This window comes from Mesorhizobium sp. WSM4832, from assembly GCF_055811115.1.
Genome location: NZ_JBVVQH010000019.1, coordinates 134,340 through 152,656 on the forward strand (window position 1 = coordinate 134,340; position 18,317 = coordinate 152,656).

The 18,317-nt window shown below is 65.3% G+C and carries 14 protein-coding genes; 8 read left to right on the forward strand and 6 right to left on the reverse strand.

What is annotated here, in order from left to right; all coding sequences use genetic code 11:
- Nucleotides 1-24 precede the first annotated feature (24 nt).
- Nucleotides 25-690: an HAD-IA family hydrolase gene (locus AC0L2L_RS24795; RefSeq protein ID WP_473581969.1), complete on the forward strand. Its 666-nt coding sequence runs from the start codon at nt 25-27 to the stop codon at nt 688-690.
- Nucleotides 691-961: 271 nt separating this feature from the next.
- On the opposite strand, the gene AC0L2L_RS24800 is transcribed toward AC0L2L_RS24795, so the two are convergent.
- On the reverse strand, nt 962-1,183 hold the full coding sequence (locus AC0L2L_RS24800) for a DUF1674 domain-containing protein (protein WP_473581971.1): 222 nt from the start codon (nt 1,181-1,183) through the stop codon (nt 962-964).
- Nucleotides 1,184-1,349: 166 nt separating this feature from the next.
- Between AC0L2L_RS24800 and htpX the strand changes: the two genes are divergently transcribed.
- Nucleotides 1,350-2,375: a zinc metalloprotease HtpX gene (htpX, locus tag AC0L2L_RS24805; RefSeq protein ID WP_473581973.1), complete on the forward strand. Its 1,026-nt coding sequence runs from the start codon at nt 1,350-1,352 to the stop codon at nt 2,373-2,375.
- The gene (locus AC0L2L_RS24810; RefSeq protein ID WP_473581975.1) at nt 2,372-3,748 is read left to right on the forward strand and encodes an RsmB/NOP family class I SAM-dependent RNA methyltransferase; all 1,377 of its coding nucleotides are present in this window, start codon (nt 2,372-2,374) and stop codon (nt 3,746-3,748) included. Before htpX ends, AC0L2L_RS24810 begins: the two co-directional genes overlap by 4 nt.
- Nucleotides 3,749-3,896: 148 nt before the next feature.
- On the opposite strand, the gene AC0L2L_RS24815 is transcribed toward AC0L2L_RS24810, so the two are convergent.
- Nucleotides 3,897-4,832 (reverse strand): phytanoyl-CoA dioxygenase family protein, encoded by a 936-nt coding sequence (locus AC0L2L_RS24815; protein WP_473581977.1) that lies wholly within the window; start codon nt 4,830-4,832, stop codon nt 3,897-3,899.
- Between the two features lie 94 nt (nt 4,833-4,926).
- Between AC0L2L_RS24815 and AC0L2L_RS24820 the strand changes: the two genes are divergently transcribed.
- Both AC0L2L_RS24820 and AC0L2L_RS24825 read left to right on the forward strand, forming a co-directional pair.
- On the forward strand, nt 4,927-5,751 hold the full coding sequence (locus AC0L2L_RS24820) for an AraC family transcriptional regulator (RefSeq protein WP_473582000.1): 825 nt from the start codon (nt 4,927-4,929) through the stop codon (nt 5,749-5,751).
- Nucleotides 5,752-5,889: 138 nt separating this feature from the next.
- Nucleotides 5,890-7,635: a heparinase II/III family protein gene (locus AC0L2L_RS24825; RefSeq protein WP_473581979.1), complete on the forward strand. Its 1,746-nt coding sequence runs from the start codon at nt 5,890-5,892 to the stop codon at nt 7,633-7,635.
- Nucleotides 7,636-7,771: 136 nt separating this feature from the next.
- On the opposite strand, the gene AC0L2L_RS24830 is transcribed toward AC0L2L_RS24825, so the two are convergent.
- Nucleotides 7,772-8,080 carry a putative quinol monooxygenase gene (locus AC0L2L_RS24830; RefSeq protein WP_473581980.1) on the reverse strand — a complete coding sequence of 103 codons (309 nt, stop codon included), beginning with the start codon at nt 8,078-8,080 and terminating at the stop codon, nt 7,772-7,774.
- Between the two features lie 155 nt (nt 8,081-8,235).
- Here AC0L2L_RS24830 and purH point away from each other — a divergent pair, with 155 nt between their 5' ends.
- Complete coding sequence (purH, locus tag AC0L2L_RS24835) at nt 8,236-9,852, forward strand: bifunctional phosphoribosylaminoimidazolecarboxamide formyltransferase/IMP cyclohydrolase (RefSeq protein WP_473581982.1); 1,617 nt, start codon at nt 8,236-8,238, stop codon at nt 9,850-9,852.
- A gap of 39 nt (nt 9,853-9,891) precedes the next feature.
- Here purH and AC0L2L_RS24840 read toward each other — a convergent pair whose 3' ends face one another.
- Together AC0L2L_RS24840 and AC0L2L_RS24845 are read right to left on the reverse strand one after the other, a co-directional pair.
- Nucleotides 9,892-11,271 carry an MFS transporter gene (locus AC0L2L_RS24840; protein ID WP_473581985.1) on the reverse strand — a complete coding sequence of 460 codons (1,380 nt, stop codon included), beginning with the start codon at nt 11,269-11,271 and terminating at the stop codon, nt 9,892-9,894.
- A gap of 245 nt (nt 11,272-11,516) precedes the next feature.
- On the reverse strand, nt 11,517-16,292 hold the full coding sequence (locus AC0L2L_RS24845; RefSeq protein ID WP_473581987.1) for an NAD-glutamate dehydrogenase: 4,776 nt from the start codon (nt 16,290-16,292) through the stop codon (nt 11,517-11,519).
- A gap of 127 nt (nt 16,293-16,419) precedes the next feature.
- On the opposite strand from AC0L2L_RS24845, the gene AC0L2L_RS24850 reads away from it, so the two are divergent.
- Together AC0L2L_RS24850 and AC0L2L_RS24855 are read left to right on the forward strand one after the other, a co-directional pair.
- Complete coding sequence (locus AC0L2L_RS24850; RefSeq protein WP_473581989.1) at nt 16,420-16,983, forward strand: peroxidase-related enzyme; 564 nt, start codon at nt 16,420-16,422, stop codon at nt 16,981-16,983.
- A 116-nt stretch (nt 16,984-17,099) separates the two neighbouring features.
- On the forward strand, nt 17,100-17,423 hold the full coding sequence (locus AC0L2L_RS24855; RefSeq protein ID WP_473581990.1) for a YciI family protein: 324 nt from the start codon (nt 17,100-17,102) through the stop codon (nt 17,421-17,423).
- A gap of 130 nt (nt 17,424-17,553) precedes the next feature.
- Here the strand turns inward: AC0L2L_RS24855 and AC0L2L_RS24860 are convergent, their stop codons facing one another.
- A complete protein-coding gene (locus AC0L2L_RS24860) occupies nt 17,554-18,168 on the reverse strand; it encodes a LysE family translocator (RefSeq protein WP_473581993.1) in 615 nt (204 codons plus the stop codon).
- Nucleotides 18,169-18,317: the final 149 nt, after the last annotated feature.

The window sequence follows — 18,317 nt, forward strand, 5'->3', positions numbered from 1 at the left end:
GAAAACGATTCCCCAGGAAATCCGATGTTCGCAGGCTCAAAGTTCGCCGCCTTCCTGTTCGACATGGACGGCACGGTGCTCAACTCGATCGCCGCGGCGGAGCGGGTGTGGACAAAGTGGGCTAAGCTTCACGGCCTCGATGTGGCGACCTTCCTGCCGACGATCCACGGCAAGCGGGCGATCGAGACGATCGCCGGATTGATGCTTCCGGGCGTCGACGCGGTTGCGGAAGCCGAAGCGCTGCTCAAGGCCGAAGCCGACGACCTCGAAGGCATCGTCCCGATTCCCGGCGCGGTCGCTTTCCTGGAATCGCTGCCGCCGGAGCGCTGGGCGATCGTCACCTCGGCGCCGCGCGAACTGGCGCTGCTGCGCCTCAGGGCGGCCGGCATTCCGGTTCCCGCCATGATGGTCACGGCGGAAGATGTGACCCATGGCAAGCCGGCGCCGGACTGCTTCCTGCTCGCGGCAAAGCGTCTCGGCGTCGAGGCGCGCGACTGCCTGGTCTTCGAGGATGCGCCCGCGGGCATTGCGGCCGGCGAGGCTTCCGGCGCCTCGGTGATGGTGATCAGCGCCACCCATGTCCACCCGCTCGTCACGCCGCACCCGGCAATCCGTTCCTATGACGAAATCGGCATCACGGTCGACGACAGCGGTTTCATCGCGTTGTCGCCAACACGAGCTGCGGCCTAGCCGAAGCCTACGAACTTCGTCATCCACGGGCGGAGCGACGCGCAGCGGAGCGCAGACCCGAGGATCCATGCCGTGACCTTGGCCGAGGAAAGCAGCGGAGCAGAATTCTGCACCGTAGTAACGCCTCGACGTCACGGAATGGATCCTATGGTCTGCGCGCGTCGCTTCGCTCCTTGCTCCGCCATAGGATGACGAAGCGATGGGGGTTCGGCCAATCGCCAACGCATGCAATCTGCGTAACCTCTATCCGCGCTCGGGAATCCAGTTCTCGTCAGAAATCGCTCGTCAGGCCCTTGACCTCCCAGTCGCCGTAGCGCCCGGGCTCCTTGCCGCCGCGGCCGCCGATTTCCTTCGGTAATTGCGCTTCCGCCGCTCGATACTTTTGACGACGAGCTTCCGCCTCTGCTAACGCCCGTTGTGCTTCCGGCGTCGGCGCCCTTCGCGGCGCGCCGGTTCCCGCAACTGGTTCGTTTTTGTTTGGCTCTTCGGTCATGCGATACTCCCGCCGATTGAAACCGGGACCAGCGTCTCCCATCATATAGCCATGACGCCAGAAGGATCGACCCTAATTAATGAGCATCGGAATATTCCAAAAACCGGATTCCACTTTTCGGTCCGATGCTCTGGCCCCTCCGACACCAAGTCAGACGGATGAAACGATGAATACGCTTCGCACAGCCATGCTTCTTGCCGCAATGACGGCGCTGTTCATGGGCGTCGGCTTCCTGATCGGCGGCTCGGGCGGCATGATCATCGCGCTTTTGATTGCCGCCGGCATGAACCTGTTCAGCTATTGGAACGCCGACAAGATGGTGCTGTCGATGAACCGCGCCGTCGAGGTCGACGAGAAGAACGCGCCCGAATATCACGCCATCGTCCAGGCGCTGGCGAAGCAAGCCGGCCTGCCGATGCCGAAGACCTATCTGATCGACAGCCCGCAGCCCAACGCCTTCGCCACCGGCCGCAACCCGGAGAATGCCGCCGTGGCCGCGTCCACGGGCCTGCTTGAGCGGCTCTCCCATGAAGAGGTCGCGGCGGTGATGGCGCATGAGCTTGCCCATGTGCAGCATCGCGACACGCTGACCATGACGATCGTGGCAACGCTTGCCGGCGCGATCTCCATGCTCGGCAATTTCGCTTTCTTCTTCGGCGGCAGCCGCGACAACAACAACCCGTTCGGCTTCGTCGGCGTGCTGGTCGCCATGCTGGTGGCGCCTTTTGCCGCCATGATCGTCCAGATGGCGGTGAGCCGCACCCGGGAATACGAAGCCGACCGGCGCGGCGCCGAGATCTGCGGCCACCCGCTGTGGCTGGCTTCGGCGCTCGACAAGATCGCGCGCGGGGCCGAGCGTATCCCCAACCCGGACGCCGAGCGCAATCCGGCGATGGCGCATCTCTTCATCATCAATCCGCTTTCGGGCGAGCGCATGGACAATCTGTTCTCGACCCATCCGAGCACCGGGAACCGCATCGCGGCGCTGCAGGACATGGCGCGCGCGGGCGCACCGCCGGCCGCTCGACGCGAGGCAACCGCGCCGACCTCCGCCGACGAAACGCCGGCTGGCCCATGGGGCAAGCCGGCGGAGCCCGCGCCGCCTGCCGAATCGGCGCGGCCGAAATCCAATCCCTGGGGCCGCAACCCGACCGGGCCGCGCAATGTGCGGTCGAAGGGTCCCTGGTCATGACGCCGCCGAGGCGCGGGCATCCAGGCAATCCGCAACACAAGGCCGATGACGAGAGCGTTGCCGGCCTTGCCGCGCGCAAAGCGGCGGCGCGCCTGCTTGCCGCCGTCATCGATGCCCGCACGCCGCTGGACGGCTTGACCGACAACGAGCACGGCCATCCGCAATACAAGGCGCTCGATGGCCGCGACCGCGCGCTGGTGCGCGCCATCCTGGTCACGGCGCTGCGCCATCGCATGGCCATTGCCGGGCTGCTGTCAAAGCGGCTGGAAAAGCCGTTGCCGCCCAACGCCACCGCGCTGTCGCACATCCTGCATGCGGCGGCGGCGCAGATCCTGTTCCTCGACGTTCCGGACAGCGCCGCCGTCGACCTTGCCGTCACCCACGCCAAATCCGATCCGCGAACGCTGCGCTTCTCCGGCCTCGTCAACGGCGTGCTGCGTTCGCTTGCCCGCGCCAAGGAAGCCGAGCTTGCCCCAGCGCTTGCCGCCACCAGCGAGGCGCCGCAATGGTTTTCCGAGCGGCTGGCCGCCGCCTACGGAGCCGACACGGCGCGTGCCATTCTTGCCGCGCATCGCCACGAGGCGCCGGTCGATTTCACGGTCAAGGCCGATCCCGCGCTCTGGGCCGAACGTCTAGGCGGCATCGTGCTGCCGACCGGCACGGTGCGTGTCGAAAAGCTCTCCGCCAATGTTGTCGACCTGCCCGGTTTTGCCGACGGCGCCTGGTGGGTGCAGGATGCGGCGGCAAGCCTGCCCGCGCGCCTGTTCGGCGATATCCGTGGACAGCGCGTCGCCGATCTGTGCGCCGCACCCGGCGGCAAGACGGCGCAGCTTATCCTGGCCGGCGCCGAGGTCACCGCGGTCGACACCTCGAAGAACCGGCTGGCGCGCCTGGCGCAGAATCTCGACCGCCTGCGCCTGACAGCCGATCTCGTCCAGACCGACCTCCTGGATTACCGGCCAGCGCAATTGTTCGACGCCGTTCTGCTCGACGCGCCCTGCTCCTCGACCGGCACCGTGCGCCGCCATCCCGACGTGCCCTGGACCAAGACCATGGCCGATGTCGAAAAACTCGCCGACCTCCAGCGCCGGCTGCTTGCCCATGCCGTCGGTCTCGTCAGGCCCGGCGGCCGGATCGTCTTTTCCAACTGCTCGCTCGACCCGATCGAGGGCGAGGAACTCTATCGCAATTTCCTCGCCGGGAACCCTGGCGTGGCCGCCGATCCGATCCGGCCTGGCGAAATTGCCGGCGTCGATCCGTTCCTGACGCCGGAGGGCACGCTGCGTACGACGCCTGCGGACCTGGCGCTGGACTCACCGGCGATCTCCGGCCTGGACGGCTTCTTCGCAGCGCGGATGCGGCGGATGGCATAACGCCGAAGGGTGGGTGGAGATTCAGGTCAGGCCGAGGCGAAAACGAAGGCTTCCGAGAACCGGAGCGGAGCGTACTTTTCGTACGTGAGCACCGGAAGCGCAGGAAGCCTTCGTTTGCAGACCGGCCTCACCTGAATATCCACCCACCCTAAAGCATGTCGTCGAGGCTCCAGTGGCTCCCCCAGCGGGCGTCGATTTCGTCGTCGACATTCTGGTACCGGATGTCCGTCGACAGCCGGATCAAGCCATCGACACTCTGGTTGGCCGTGGAGGCGTGGATCATGTAGGGCGAGTGCAGCACGACGTCGCCCGCCTCGTAGTCCGCCATGAGCCAGCGCGTGTCGAACCGCTCGGCCATCGCGGGCAGGTCCTTCGACACCCAGCCGCCTTCGCTCATGTTGCGGTTGTAGGCGCTGACGCGCTCCTCCGGGCTGAGCCCGGCATCGTCGCTGCTGAACCGGGCCTCCATCGCGGCGCCGACGGCGTGCGATCCTTCCAGGTAGATAAGCCCGCCCATGTCGATGGAGGTATCGCCGATGGGAATCCATACCGTCACCACGCGGCTTGTGCCGCCGCGCAGGTAGACGAGGTCGTAATGCGCCGGTGTGGCGGTTGCCGTTCCGGGCATGGTGAAGCGCATGATCTTTCGCTTGTGCAGATAGGACAGGCCTCCGACAAGCGCATCCATCAGCCGGGACAGACGCGGCTGCGCGCAAAAGCCTTCATAGGCGCTCGAGCGGACCAGCGACATCAGCCGGCGGTCGGCGAGCTGGCGATCGAACGCGCTGGCGGACGCTGTGCCGAGCGAAGCGTCGGTCCCCGGCTTCAGCAACCCGCTTGCGGCAAGATACGAAAGCGCGAAGCCGCGAAAATCGATCACGTCGCGGCGCGGCAAAAGGCCCTTCAGCCAGACATAGCCCTGCATTGCATAGAGACGGCGAATGGTCTCGACGCCGGCCGAGGGATCGGTTGGCGAGAGATAGCCCAGCCTATCCGGCGCCGTGGACAATGCCTTGCCATTGGCTGACAGGGCGATCTTGGATACTTCATTTGCGGAAACGTTCTCGAGGGAAGATATCGACATTTCAATCATCCGGCCTTCTTCCAATTGCCCCGGACAATGGCTTAATCTAACGACATCTCCCATGGACAGAAATTCCAACCTGGATTTTTCGCTCATGCCGGATTCGTCCTACGCGCTGTACCGATCGCCGCCGGCCGCCATGGGTGGGCTGTCGGTGAGGGGAATAGGCCGGCATCACGTCGGCCGGGCCATCATCAGGCGAAAGCTGCCGGATTTTGCAGTTGTCCTGGTTGAAGAAGGCCAAGGCTGGTTGGAAACCAGGGCCGCCGGCAGGCAGGCGATCGTTGCGCCCAGTCTTTTCTGGCTGTTCCCGGACACGACCCATTCCTATGGACCCGACGGCCCGGGCTGGAGCGAACGCTGGGCGCTTTTCGGTGGAGCCCTGACGCGAGATTTCACCCGCATGCGACTCATCGTCGAGCCGGCCCCGGTCGTTCCCTTGTCCGACCTCGGCGGCATGCGCCATCTGTTCGACAGGCTCCATTCCGAGCTGTCCCCGGACACGCCGCTCAGCCAGGCGGAGGCTGCCGCCACCATGTATCGGCTGGTCGTGCAGGCCGCCCGCCAAGGAGCAGACCGAAGCGGCGGCGACGTCCATCCCGACTTCCGCAACGCCATCGAGGGTTTGCGCGACCGCGCTGCCGAGCCCATCGACTTCAGCGCGTTTGCCGCCAGGTTTGGCATGTCGCCGGCGACGTTGCGGCGCAGGTTCGCGCTGCAAACCGGCCTGTCACCAAAGTCATTCCAGTTGCGCATCCGGCTCGACCTCGCCAAGCAGCTGCTGGCCGCGACCGATTGGCCCGTCGATGCGGTGGCGGAGGCCGTGGGCTTTCGTGATGCCTTCTACTTTTCCCGGCTTTTTCGGAGCCGGGAAAATTGTTCGCCGAGCGAGTTCCGACGCTATCACAGGAGGACATAGGCCGCGGCGCACCGGCGGTATCGCCGGCAAGCCATGACTTTTTTCGGGACGACCCCGCTGCGGCGGCGTGAAGTGGTTCACTTCAGCGAAATCCGCCTTCGCATAAGTTCTTGAATCGCATAAGCTTGTGCTCGGGTTATGGGGACATCAGGAGGGCTTTTGGCACTTGTTGCCGGCAGCACGACGCGTCTATGGACGCTTGTCGCGAAGGAGTTCTGGCGCAAGACGCGCCGGCGTTTGCGCGCCGGCCCGGTCTATCGCTGGCGCTATTCCGGCCGCACGCCCGAACGCGTCCTGATCGCCCCGCCAGATTTGCGGCTCGCCGATCCGCAGATCGCGCTGGAGATTTATTACGGCCGCTATCCGCTGTCCGGCCATCTGGTCGAGACCGGCGGCACCTCGCCCTTTCAGCTCGACGTACCCAATCGCGGCTGGCAGAAATCGCTGCACGGCTTCCGCTGGCTGCGCCACATGCGCGCCACCGGCACCGAGCTCGCCGCCGCCAACGCCAGGGCGCTGGTGAGCGACTGGATCGCCGTGCATGGCAACCAGATCTCCGGCATCGCCTGGGAACCGGGAACGACGGCCAAGCGGGTGATCGCCTGGCTGCAGCATTCCTCGGTGGTGCTGCAAGGCGCCGAATTCCCCTTCTATCGCGCCTTCCTCAAATCGCTTGCGGTGCAGATCCGCTATCTGCGCTCGGTGACGCGCGAGATGCCGGATGGCGAGGGCAGGCTGCGCGCCCGCATCGCGCTCGCCTTCGCCGCGCTGTCCCTGCCGGCGCCGGCCTCGGCGCTGCGCGCCGCGACGCGCAACCTGGCCGAAGAGCTGGAGCACCAGATCCTGCCCGACGGCGGCCACATCTCGCGCAACCCGATGGCGGTGCTGGAGCTGCTGGCCGATCTTCTGCCGCTGCGCCAGACCTACGCCAACCAGGCCGAGGCGCCGCCCGCGGCCTTGATCGGCGCCATCGACCGCATGTTGCCAGCGCTGCGCTTCTTCCGCCACCAGGACGGCAGCCTTGCCCGCTTCAACGGCATGGGCGCCACCATCCATGACCGCATCGCCACTATTATGCGCCACGACGACACGGTCGGCGCGCCGCTGCTGCACGCACCGCATTCCGGCTATGAACGCCTTTCGATGGGCGGCGTGACGGTGATCGCCGACACCGGCCTGCCGCCGCCGGTCGACGTCTCCAACGCCGCGCATGCCGGCTGCCTCGCCTTCGAGCTCTCCTCCGGGCGCCAGCACTTCATCGTCAATGCCGGCATCGACACTTACGGCGCCCCGGAATTCCGGCCGCTGGCGCGCGCCACCGCCGCGCATTCGACCGCCACGGTCAACGACACCTCGTCGGCGCGCTTCAGCCACTCGCTGCGCGTCAGCGACCTTTTGGGTTCACCGCTGATCGGCGGCCCGCAACACGTGCCCTGCAAGCGCCTCGACCAGAAGGGCGTGCATGGCTTCATCGCCCGCCACGACGGCTATATCCCGCAATTCGGCTTCCTGCATGAGCGCGAGCTGAAGCTGACCACGAACGGCAACGTGCTTGCCGGCCGCGACCGTTTCCTGCGCCCGGGCGGCACGGCGATCCGCAACAGCGGCCGCGACTTCGTCACGGTGCGCTTCCACGTGCACCCCGACATTAGCCTGCTGCAGGACGACCACGACCGCCTGACCCTTGCCGCCGCGCAAGGCGACACCTGGGTTTTCACCTGCGCCGAAGTGGCGCCGGAGGTCGAGGAATCGATCTATTTCGCCGGGCTGAGCGGCCCGCGTCGCAACCGGCAGATCGTGCTCGCCTTCAAGGCCTCGGAGGTTGCTGAGGTCCACTGGCAGCTGACCCGCACCCACATCACCGGCTACCCCGAAAACAACTAATGCATGTCGCCCCAAAAGTGCGCAGCGGTTTTGGGGAAACGGCATGCATCAAAACAAAGATTTAAAGCGCGTCAGTTGAATTCGTTTCAGCACGACGCGCCTTAAAAGCCCCTGCCTTGCGGAAGCGACGGTCCGCTCAACCCTGCTGCGGCACGCCAAAGGCATCGTAAGTGCCGAGCGAAGGCGGGCCGGCGAAGGCGAAGCGTATCTTGTCGACCATGGCCGCGGCCTGGCCGCTGCGGTCATAGCGCTCGGCATCTTCCGCTGTTTTCCAGACGGTGACGGCCATGAACTCTTCGCGCTCCTGGTGCTGCTGCAGCAGGACGGCGCTGATGTTGCCGCTCGCCGCGCGAATGGCTGGGATCGCTTCCGTTTCGTAGATCGCTCGCAGCTCTTCGGTCCTGTCCGGGAGCGCCTTGAACTGACCGACTCGCACGAATGCCATGGTTTCCTCCTGTGATGAACGAGCTTACTCCAGCGAGGGCGAACTGTCTTGAACGTCGCGATACGTCCCGGAAATAGCGTGCCGCGCTTGATTTCCGGGCCTCATGTGCTACGGCGCGGGCATCTTCCAATCCAGCCGTGAAAGGCCGCCAGCCCATGGCCGTCCCCGCCAAGAACATTCCGGCGCCCGACCTCGTTCCGGTCCGCCGGGCGCTGCTTTCCGTCTTCGACAAGACCGGCCTGATCGACTTCGCCAGGGCGCTCGCCGCCGCCGGCGTCGAACTGGTTTCGACCGGCGGCACGGCGAAGGCCATCGCCGAGGCAGGCCTGGCTGTCCGCGACGTTTCCGACCTCACCGGCTTTCCCGAGATCATGGACGGCCGGGTGAAGACCCTGCATCCGTCGGTGCACGGCGCGCTGCTCGGCATCCGCGACGACGCCGAGCATGCCAAGGCCATGCGCGACCATCACATCGAGCCGATCGATCTCGTCGTCAGCAATCTCTATCCATTCGAGGAAGTCCGCCGCTCCGGCGCCGGCTACGCCTCGATCGTCGAGAACATCGACATAGGCGGGCCCGCGATGATCCGCGCCTCGGCCAAGAACCACGCTTACGTCGCCATCGTCACCGATCCGGCCGACTATGCTTCCGTCGTCAACGCGATGGAGATGAATCTCGGCTCGCTGTCGCTCGACTTCCGCAAGATGCTGGCGGCCAAGGCCTTTGCCCGCACCGCTACCTACGACGCGGCGATCTCCGGCTGGTTCGCCGAGGCGCTCGCGATCGAGCACCCGGCATGGCGCGCTTTCGGCGGCCGCCTCGACCAGGTGATGCGCTACGGCGAGAACCCGCACCAGGGCGCCGGCTTCTACCTCTCCGGCGACAGGCGGCCGGGCGTCGCGACCGCCAGGCAGCTGCAGGGCAAGCAGCTCTCCTACAACAACATCAACGACACCGACGCCGCCTTCGAGCTGGTCGGCGAGTTCGATCCCGCCCGTTCGGCGGCGATCGCCATCATCAAGCACGCCAACCCCTGCGGCGTCGCCGAAGGCTCTTCGCTGAAAGCAGCCTATGCCAAGGCGCTGGCCTGCGACCCGGTCTCGGCCTTCGGCGGCATCGTCGCCATGAACCGCATCCTCGATGCCGAAGCGGCGCAAGAGATCGTAAAAACCTTCACCGAGGTCATCATCGCGCCGGATGCGACCGACGAAGCGGCCGCGATCGTCGCTGCGAAGAAGAATTTGCGCCTGCTGGTCACCCGCGGCCTGCCCGACCCACGCGCTGCCGGCACCATGGTCAAATCGGTTGCCGGCGGGCTGCTTGTGCAAAGCCGCGACAATGCGGTGGTCGACGACCTCGAGCTGAAAGTGGTGACCAAACGCGCCCCGACGGCCGCCGAGATGGAAGATCTCAAATTCGCCTTCCGCGTCGCCAAGCACGTCAAGTCCAACGCCATCGTCTATGCCAGGGACGGGGCGACGGTCGGCATAGGCGCTGGCCAGATGAGCCGCGTCGATTCCTCGCGCATCGCCGCCCGCAAGGCGCTGGATGCGGCCGAAGCGGCTGGTTTTGCCGAACCGCTGACCAAGGGCTCGGTCGTCGCCTCTGACGCCTTCTTCCCCTTCGCCGACGGCCTGCTGTCGGCGATCGAGGCCGGCGCCACCGCCGTCATCCAGCCCGGCGGCTCGATGCGCGACGAGGACGTGATCACCGCCGCCGACGAGCACGGCATCGCCATGGTGTTCACTGGGGTTAGGCACTTCAGGCATTGAGCGCCTTTCCCTTCTCCCCTTGTGGGAGAAGGGAGAACGCTACCCCCTCGGCTTGTCCGCCGGATATGGCGTCCCCACGAGGATCGCCATGCCGATGCCGAGGAACAGGATGATCGCCGCCATCCCGAGCCGTGGCGAAGCGCTTACGGTGGTGATGGTCGCCACCATGAACGGCGCCAGGAAGCTGGTTGCGCGTCCCGCCAGCGCATAGATGCCGAAATAGCGGCCGGATTCCGCAGCCGTCACGCTGCGCGCCATATACGAGCGCGACGAGGCCTGCACCGGACCGAAGGCAAGTCCGATCAGCAGCCCATAGAGGATGTAGGCTTTTTCGGCAGCCGTGCCGAACAGGCCGCCTGAATCGGCGGTCGACAGGGGGATCAGGCCGAGCAAGGTGAACCCCGGGCCGGTCGAGACGACGCCGATGGTGGCGACCGAAAGCATCACCAGCGCAATCATCACAACGTGCTTCGAGCCGAGCGCGGTATCGAGCCGCGCCGCGATCCAGCAGCCGAAGATGGCGACGACATTGAGGATGATGCCGAATAGGCCGATCTCGGTGATCGACCAGTGGAACATGCCGGCGGCAAAAGTGCCGCCGAGCGCCAGCAGCGCGTTGACGCCGTCCTGGTAGATCATGCGCGCCAGGAGGAAGCGCAGGATGCCGCTGCGCTGGCGCACCTCCACCAAGGTCGACTTCAATTCGGACAAGCCCTCGCGCACGGCCGGGCGGATCGGGATGCCCTTGATGGCGTCGGGCGTGAAGAAGAACATCGGCAGGATGAACAGGAAATACCATCCGGCCGACATCGGTCCGGTGAAGCGCGCGTCCTCGCCGAGCTTCGGGTCGAGCCCGAACAGCGGGTCGAGCCCGATGAGCGTCTTGCCGGTTTCCAGATTGCCGGCCAGGAACAGGACGACGAAGATCAGCGCGATCATGCCGCCGAGATAGCCAAGCCCCCAGGCGATGTTGGAGACCCTGCCGATTTCGGCCTTCGGCACCAGCCGCGGCATCATGGAATCGTTGAACACGGTGGAGAATTCGGCCGCGACCGAAGCCAGCGAGAACAACAGCACGACCAGGAACAGGTTCGAGCCAGGTGCGGCGAACCACAAAAGCGCAAGGCTGGAGATCTTGATCGCGGCGAAGAAAGCGATCCATGGTTTGCGCGGCCCGGTCTGGTCGGCGATCGAACCGAGCACCGGCGACAGCACCGCGATGACGAGCCCCGCGGCGGCGATACCGTAACCCCAGGCGGCCTGTCCGCTGGTCGGGTCGCTCGCCATGCGCGAGACGAAATAGGGTCCGAAGATGAAGGTGGTGACGACGGTGAAGAAGGGCTGCGCCGCCCAGTCGAAGAACATCCAGCCCCAGATGCCGCGCCCCGATGCCCGCTGCACTGTCTCTACTGCCGCCATGCTGATTCCCCTGGCATCGCTCGCGTCGGGCGCCATGTCTGCATGTTTTCACGCAGCGACGCAAATGAACAAGCAGTGCCGCCTGCCATTGGTGCTCATCCTGATTTTCCTGGCAGAGGGATGAAGAGCGTCAACCCCTACCTCCCCCTTGTGGGGAGGGTCGGACCGCAGGTCCGGGTGGGGGTCGGCGCCGCACCTCCGCCCCGCTGCTTCGCCGCGACCCTCCCCCAAGGGAGAGGGTAAGCCTACATCCCCGTCAGGTCGCTCATCAGGCCCGACGCCACCGACAGCCGCGACACGGTGATGTCGCCGCCTTCGGTCAGCGCCTGCAGCCGCTCGCGGATGCGCGCGACGCGTTCGCCGCCCGCTTCGAGCCAGGCCGCCACCGGATCCGCAGCCGAGCCGTGGCTAGTGAGGGCGGCCACCGCGATGCCGCGGCGCGCCACGCCGATCGTGTCGGTTGCGCGCGACAGCGCCAGCTGGTCGTAATAGTCGGACGGCATGATCGAGCGCGCCGCTTCCTCGACGCGCGGGATGCGGAAGGCGTCGCTGACGGCGAAGAAGGCCTTGGCCGCGCTGACGATGTCGGCATTGGCCGTGCGCGCGGTGAGCGCGACGTCCGGGATCAGCTCGGCCACCTCGGCCAGAGCGAGCTGCCCGGCGAGTTTCTCCGGCGCGCCGCCTTTGAACAGGCCGTGCCGCCGCTCCTCGATGCGCTCGCGCGAGAAGGCCGGCAGCAGCGACGCCAGCTTCGGCTCGAGCGCCTTGCGGGCTTCCTGCAGTTCGGCGATGCGCTGGCCGAGCGGTACGGAACCGGCTTCGTTCTTCAGGTACCAGCCGCTGGTCACGAAGATGAGCCGGCTAATAGCCTGATAGAGATCGAGCTGGATCTGGCCGTCGATCTGGTTGTCGAGCGCGTCGATCTCCTTGTAGAGCCCAGGCAGCGCAAAGCCGTCTCGGACCATGGTAAAGGTGCGCACGACATCGGCTGCGGTGCGGCCCGTCGCTTCCTGCAACCGGTTGACGAAGGACGGCCCGCCGCGATTGACGAGATCGTTGGCGATGACGCGCGTGATGATCTCGCGGCGCAGCCTGTGGTCGCGGATCTCGCCGGCGAATTTCTTTGCCATGCGTTCCGGGAAATAGCCCATCAGGTCGCGGTCGAAATGCGCATCGTCCGGCACGTCGCTAGCGACGACGTCGGAGAACAGCACGATCTTGGCGTAGGCGAGCAGCACGCCGAGCTCGGCCCTGGTCAGCGGCTCGCCGCGCGCCTCGCGCTCGGCAAGGGCTGCCGGCGACGGCAGTGTCTCGACCGCGCGGTCGAGCAGGCCGCGCGCCTCCAGCGCCGTCATGAAACGCGCCTGGTGCGCGATGTCGGCCAGTCCGCGCTTGCGCGCCAGCGAAAGCGCCAGCGTCTGCTGGTAGTTGTTGGACAGCACCAGCGCGCCGACCTCGTCGGTCATTTCGGCGAGCAGCTTGTTGCGCGCCGGCCGCGTCAGCGAGCCTTTGCGCATCGCGGATGCCAGCGCGATCTTGATGTTGACCTCGACGTCGGAGCAGTTGACGCCGCCCGAATTGTCGATGGCGTCGGAATTGCAGCGGCCGCCATTCATGCCGAACTCGATGCGCGCCCGCTGCGTGACGCCGAGATTGGCGCCCTCGCCGATCACTTTGGCGCGCAGGTCGAGCGCGGTGACGCGGACGGCGTCGTTGGCGCGATCGCCGACATCGGCATTGCTCTCGCCGGAAGCCCGCACATAGGTGCCGATGCCGCCGAACCACAGAAGGTCGACCGGCGCCTTGAGGATGGCGTTCATGATCTCGACCGGCGTCGCCGTCGTCTTGGTAAGGCCGATGGCGGCCGCCGCCGCCTGCGGCAGCGCGATCGATTTCTGGTTGCGCGAGACGATGACGCCGCCTTCCGACAGCTTCGACTTGTCGTAGTCCTGCCACGACGAGCGCGGCAGCGCGAACATGCGCACCCGCTCTGCCATCGAGGCCGCCATGTCCGGATCGGGATCGATGAAGATGTCGCGGTGGTCGAAAGCGGCGATCAGCCGGGTCTGCGGCGACAAGAGCATGCCGTTGCCGAAGACGTCGCCCGACATATCGCCGACGCCGACCACGGTGAAGGGCGAGGTCTGGATGTCGCGGTTGATCTCGCGGAAGTGCCGTTTCACCGCTTCCCAGGCGCCCTTGGCGGTGATGCCCATCTTCTTGTGGTCGTAACCGGCCGAGCCGCCGCTGGCGAAGGCATCGTCCAGCCAGAAATTGTGCTTTTCGGAAATGGCGTTGGCGGTGTCGGAGAAGGTTGCCGTGCCCTTGTCGGCGGCGACGACGAAATAGGGATCGTCCTGGTCGCGCCGCACCACGCCGGCCGGCGGGATGACCCCGTCGACGCCGATATTGTCGGTGATCGACAGAAGGCTGGAGACGAAATTCTTGTAGGCCGATGTACCGGCTTCGAAGATGGCGTCGCGCCCGGCGCTCATCGGCAGCTTCTTTGGATAGAAGCCGCCCTTGGCGCCGACCGGCACGATGACCGCGTTCTTGACCTGCTGCGCCTTCACCAGCCCGAGCACCTCGGTGCGGTAATCCTGGGCGCGGTCCGACCAGCGCAGGCCGCCACGCGCCACCGGGCCGAAGCGCAGATGCACGCCCTCGACCTCTGAGCCGTAGACGAAAATCTCGCGCCATGGCCGCGGCGCGGGCAGTCCCTCGACCGCCTGCGAGTCGAGCTTGATCGCCAGCGATTGCCCTTTTTCTTTCGTATCGGCAACGAAATGATTGGTGCGGAGCGAGGCTTCGATCAAATTGAGGTAGCGGCGGATGATGGTGTCGTCGTCGATATTGGGCACCTCCTCCAGCGCGTCCTTGATCTTGGCCTTGAGGTGCTTGGCCGCGACCACGCCGTCACCTTGCGCCGTCGGCCCGAGCCGGGCGACGAACAGCGCATGCAGGCCGCGCGCGATCTCGGGGTAGCGGTTGAGCGCGGCGGCGATGAAATCCTGGCTCTGCGGAATGCCGGCCTGCTGCAGATAGCGGCCATAGGCGCGCAGGATGGTGACCTCGCCCGACCACAGGCCCGCGGTCTGCGCCAGGCCGTTATAGCCGTCATTGTCGACATCGCCGCGCCAGACGGAGAGGAATGCGTCCTCGAACAGCGCGCCGCCATCGGTAAGATCTATTCGCGCGCCGTAGCTGTTCTCCAGCTCCATGTCGTGGATGAACACCTTGCCGGCCGGATCGTCGCCGACCTCGAAAGTGCGCTCGCTGATCACGCGGAAGCCGATGTTTTCCAGCACCGGCACGCGCCGCGACAGCGCCACCGGGCTGCCATGGTGATAAATCTTCAGCGCCGCCTGCTGCGGCTTCTGGTCGGCATGGCGGTAATAGTCGATGGCGATCGGATTTTCGGCGCTGATCCTGGCGATACGCCCGGCATCGGCCAGCGCTACGGCTGCCGAGAAAGTGTCGCGATAGCTTTCAGGAAACCGCGCTGCGATCGCCTTCAGCGACGGATCGCTGCCGGCGGCTTCGGCGGCTTCGGAAAGAGCGTCCTCCCAGGTGCGCACGATGTCGCGGATCGCCGCTTCGATGGCCGTCTGCTCGACCTTCGGCGTCTTGCCGCCGGAACGGCCGATGATGAAATGCACGCGCGCCAGCCCGCCTTCCGGGAAGGCGGGATAGTAGGCCGAAAGCCGGCCCTCGAAGACGGTCTTCAAATAGGTGCCGATCTTTTCGCGCACGACGCTGTCGTAGCGGTCGCGCGGCACGAAGACGAGGATCGAGACGAAGCGGTCGAACTGGTCGACGCGCACCAGCGCCCTGACGCGCGGCCGCTCGATCAGCCCGAGTATGGCGCTGGCATGCTTGCGCAGAATGGGAATCGGAACCTGGAAAAGCTCGTCGCGCGGATAGCTTTCCAGCACATTGATCAGCGCCTTGCCCGAGTGATCGTGCGGGTCGAAGCCGGATTTCGAGATCACGGTCTCGGCTTTCGAGCGCAGATAGGGGATCTTCATCACCGAACGCGTGTAGGCGGTCGAGGTGAACAGGCCGACGATGCGCAATTCGCCCGCCAGCGCACCCTTCGACGTATAGGTCTTGATACCGATGTAATCGAGATAGATGCGGCGATGCACCGACGACTTGGCGTTGGCCTTGGTGACGATCAACGGCTCCGGACCATGCAGGAAGGCGCGGATCTCCGGCGTCGTCGTCACCGCTTCGGTGCCGCGCCGCAGCACCAGCACATCGGGATCCGACAGGATACCCATGCCGGGTTTCTCGGCGCGCTCCAGCGAACCGCTCTCCTCGCCGCCGACATATTTGAACTCGCGCATGCCGAGGAAGGTGAAATTGTCGTCGCGCAGCCATTCGAGGAAAGCGATCGCCTCGGCGACGCTCTGCTTGTCGAGCGGCACCGCCGAGTAGCGGAATTCGGAAATCGCCTGATCGAGGCGGGCGAGCATGCGCTTCCAGTCGACGACGGCGGCGCGGACCTGGGAAAGCATCTTGCGAAGCCGCTCGGTGAGGTTCTTCGCCTGGTCGGCGGTCAGTCGCGGGATATGGACATGGACGACGCTCAGCCGGTCGTGTTCGTCATCCTCCTTGCCGCTATCGCTGAGAATATCGACCACACCGGCCTTGCCGTGGCGAACCGTGACAATCGGATGGGTGACCAGCGTCGGCTCGCCGCTGATCTCGGTGATCTCGCCGAGGATGGAATCGAACAGGAACGGCATGTTGTCGTTGACGACGGTGATGACTGTGACCGGCCGGCCGTCGCAGGCAACGCCTGAATCGGCTTCGACGGCAACGACGCTTTCGCCCGTCCTATGGTTCGCGACCGCCCGGCCCGCGAGTTCACCGGCGCGCTCGAGGTCTGCCACGTCATAGGCTGCGATGTCCTCGGCAGGCGCCCGGGCAAGCAGATAGTCGGCAAGCCTTGCGGGTTTCTCCACCGCTTTCGCGCCGGCGGCTTTCTTCTTTGGCTTGGATTTCACGCTGGCCATGACGCCTATTCCCTCCCATCGTATGCTTTTGCGACTATCGTAGCAGATGACCGTTGTTTCGCGACAAAGGTTTGACGACGCATTAAAAATTTCGAGCTGACGCCGTGCCTTGCAAGGAGAACGACCCATGACCGACAAGATTACCGCGCTCGACCTTGTCCAGGCGGAGCTCAGCGAGTCGACAAAAGCCTATTTCGCCAAATGCGAGGAGAAGCTCGGCCTCGTCCCCAACGTGCTTCTGGCCTACGCCTTCGACGAGAAGAAGCTGCGCGCCTTCACCGACATGTACAACGATCTGATGCTGGGCGAGTCCGGCCTGTCGAAGCTGGAGCGCGAGATGATCGCGGTCGCCGTCTCTTCGATCAACCATTGCTACTACTGCCTGACCGCGCATGGCGCGGCGGTGCGCCAACTGTCGGGCGAGCCGGCGCTTGGCGAGATGATGGCGATGAACTTCCGCGCCGCCGACCTGTCGGACCGCCAGCGCGCGATGCTCGAATTCGCGGTCAAGCTGACAGAGGAGCCGGCCAGGATCGTCGAGGCCGACCGCGCCGCCTTGCGCAAGGCCGGCTTTTCAGACCGCGACATCTGGGACATCGCCTCGACCGCCGCCTTCTTCAACATGTCGAACCGGGTGGCGGCCGCCGTCGACATGCGCCCGAACGCCGAATACCACGCCATGGCAAGGTAGCGGTCACATTATATTAGCCGTTGCGCATTCTCGTTGCTTCTCAGCCCATTTGGTCCGATCATGACCAAGCGGCGCGGCCGCATGCCGGTTCGACGCCGCCAACAAGGGAGGAGAACATGGCGAAATTTCTCTACGTCTATCACGGCACCGGCAAGATGCCGACCGACGAAGCCGAACGCAAAGCGTCTATGGATGCCTGGACCGGCTGGTATGACAAGCTCGGCTCGGCCGTGGTCGATGGCGGCAATCCGGTCGGCATGTCGAAGACGGTGCTGCCGAGCGGCAAAATCGAGAACAATGGCGGCAGCAATCCGACCGCCGGCTACACCATCGTCGAAGCCAAGGATATCGATGACGCGGTCGCCAAGGCGAAGCAGTGCCCGATCCTGATGGACCCCGCTTTCAGTGTCGAGATCGCGCCGATCATCGAGATGATGTAGCGCTTAAAAGCGCGTCGCGCTGAAACGGTCTCAGTCGACGCGCCTTAAGCCTTTGTTTTGATGCAATTCCTCGCGGAAGGTTACGGCGAAGACGCCGAACCTGACCGCCCACACTTTTCCTGGAATTGCTCTAAGAACGGGCGGCGATTGCCGCGGCAGCACCCGCCATCGTCGTGGCGCTGACGCGGTTGGCGATCCTCATGGCGCGCTTGCTCTTCAGGAGCCGGCGCGCCTGGGAAGCGGCCAGCACCCAGGCGAGGTAGATGACGACCAGAACCAGGGCCATGGTCAGCGTCAGCTCGACCCAGCCGACCACGCTAACCGATGCAAGATCGATGATGGTCGGCAGCAGCGCCAGATAGAACATCATGATCTTCGGGTTGCCGAGCGTCACCGCCATGCCGGCAAAGAACAGTTTCAAAGGCGAATCCTCGCGCGGCATCTCGCCTTCCTTGGCATCCACTGGCGCGGTCCACATCTTGAACGCCAGCCAGGCGAGATAGGCGACGCCCACCCACTTCACCACGACAAAGGCGTAGTGGAAGGTCTGCGCCACGACGGCGAGCCCGTACACCGCCAGCGACAGCCAGATGCCCTCGCCGATCAACATGGCGAGCAGGAACGGGAAGACATCGCGAAAGCCCTTCGAGATGACGCGTGCGACGAGGGCGGCGATCGACGGGCCGGGCGACCCGGCGGCGACGAACAGGGCGGCGGCGAAGATCAGCAGCGATGTGAGGTGCATGGCGGTGGTCTCGGATTGGGATTGGCCGCCATACTAGCCAGCGGAAGCAACATTGGCAAAGATGGAACAATCGCTTGTCCAGCCGATAGATGGGTAACACTTTGAACCGGATACATAGGTAACAGTTTTCCCCCTTATGATGGGTTCGC

Bases quoted from the DNA above. Each gene is read 5' to 3' on its own strand.
- AC0L2L_RS24795 (WP_473581969.1), top strand. From the start codon at position 25: ATGTTCGCAGGCTCAAAGTTCGCCGCCTTCCTGTTCGACATGGACGGC.
- AC0L2L_RS24800 (WP_473581971.1), bottom strand. From the start codon at position 1,183: ATGACCGAAGAGCCAAACAAAAACGAACCAGTTGCGGGAACCGGCGCG.
- htpX (WP_473581973.1), top strand. From the start codon at position 1,350: ATGAATACGCTTCGCACAGCCATGCTTCTTGCCGCAATGACGGCGCTG.
- AC0L2L_RS24810 (WP_473581975.1), top strand. From the start codon at position 2,372: ATGACGCCGCCGAGGCGCGGGCATCCAGGCAATCCGCAACACAAGGCC.
- AC0L2L_RS24815 (WP_473581977.1), bottom strand. From the start codon at position 4,832: ATGTCGATATCTTCCCTCGAGAACGTTTCCGCAAATGAAGTATCCAAG.
- AC0L2L_RS24820 (WP_473582000.1), top strand. From the start codon at position 4,927: ATGCCGGATTCGTCCTACGCGCTGTACCGATCGCCGCCGGCCGCCATG.
- AC0L2L_RS24825 (WP_473581979.1), top strand. From the start codon at position 5,890: ATGGGGACATCAGGAGGGCTTTTGGCACTTGTTGCCGGCAGCACGACG.
- AC0L2L_RS24830 (WP_473581980.1), bottom strand. From the start codon at position 8,080: ATGGCATTCGTGCGAGTCGGTCAGTTCAAGGCGCTCCCGGACAGGACC.
- purH (WP_473581982.1), top strand. From the start codon at position 8,236: ATGGCCGTCCCCGCCAAGAACATTCCGGCGCCCGACCTCGTTCCGGTC.
- AC0L2L_RS24840 (WP_473581985.1), bottom strand. From the start codon at position 11,271: ATGGCGGCAGTAGAGACAGTGCAGCGGGCATCGGGGCGCGGCATCTGG.
- AC0L2L_RS24845 (WP_473581987.1), bottom strand. From the start codon at position 16,292: ATGGCCAGCGTGAAATCCAAGCCAAAGAAGAAAGCCGCCGGCGCGAAA.
- AC0L2L_RS24850 (WP_473581989.1), top strand. From the start codon at position 16,420: ATGACCGACAAGATTACCGCGCTCGACCTTGTCCAGGCGGAGCTCAGC.
- AC0L2L_RS24855 (WP_473581990.1), top strand. From the start codon at position 17,100: ATGGCGAAATTTCTCTACGTCTATCACGGCACCGGCAAGATGCCGACC.
- AC0L2L_RS24860 (WP_473581993.1), bottom strand. From the start codon at position 18,168: ATGCACCTCACATCGCTGCTGATCTTCGCCGCCGCCCTGTTCGTCGCC.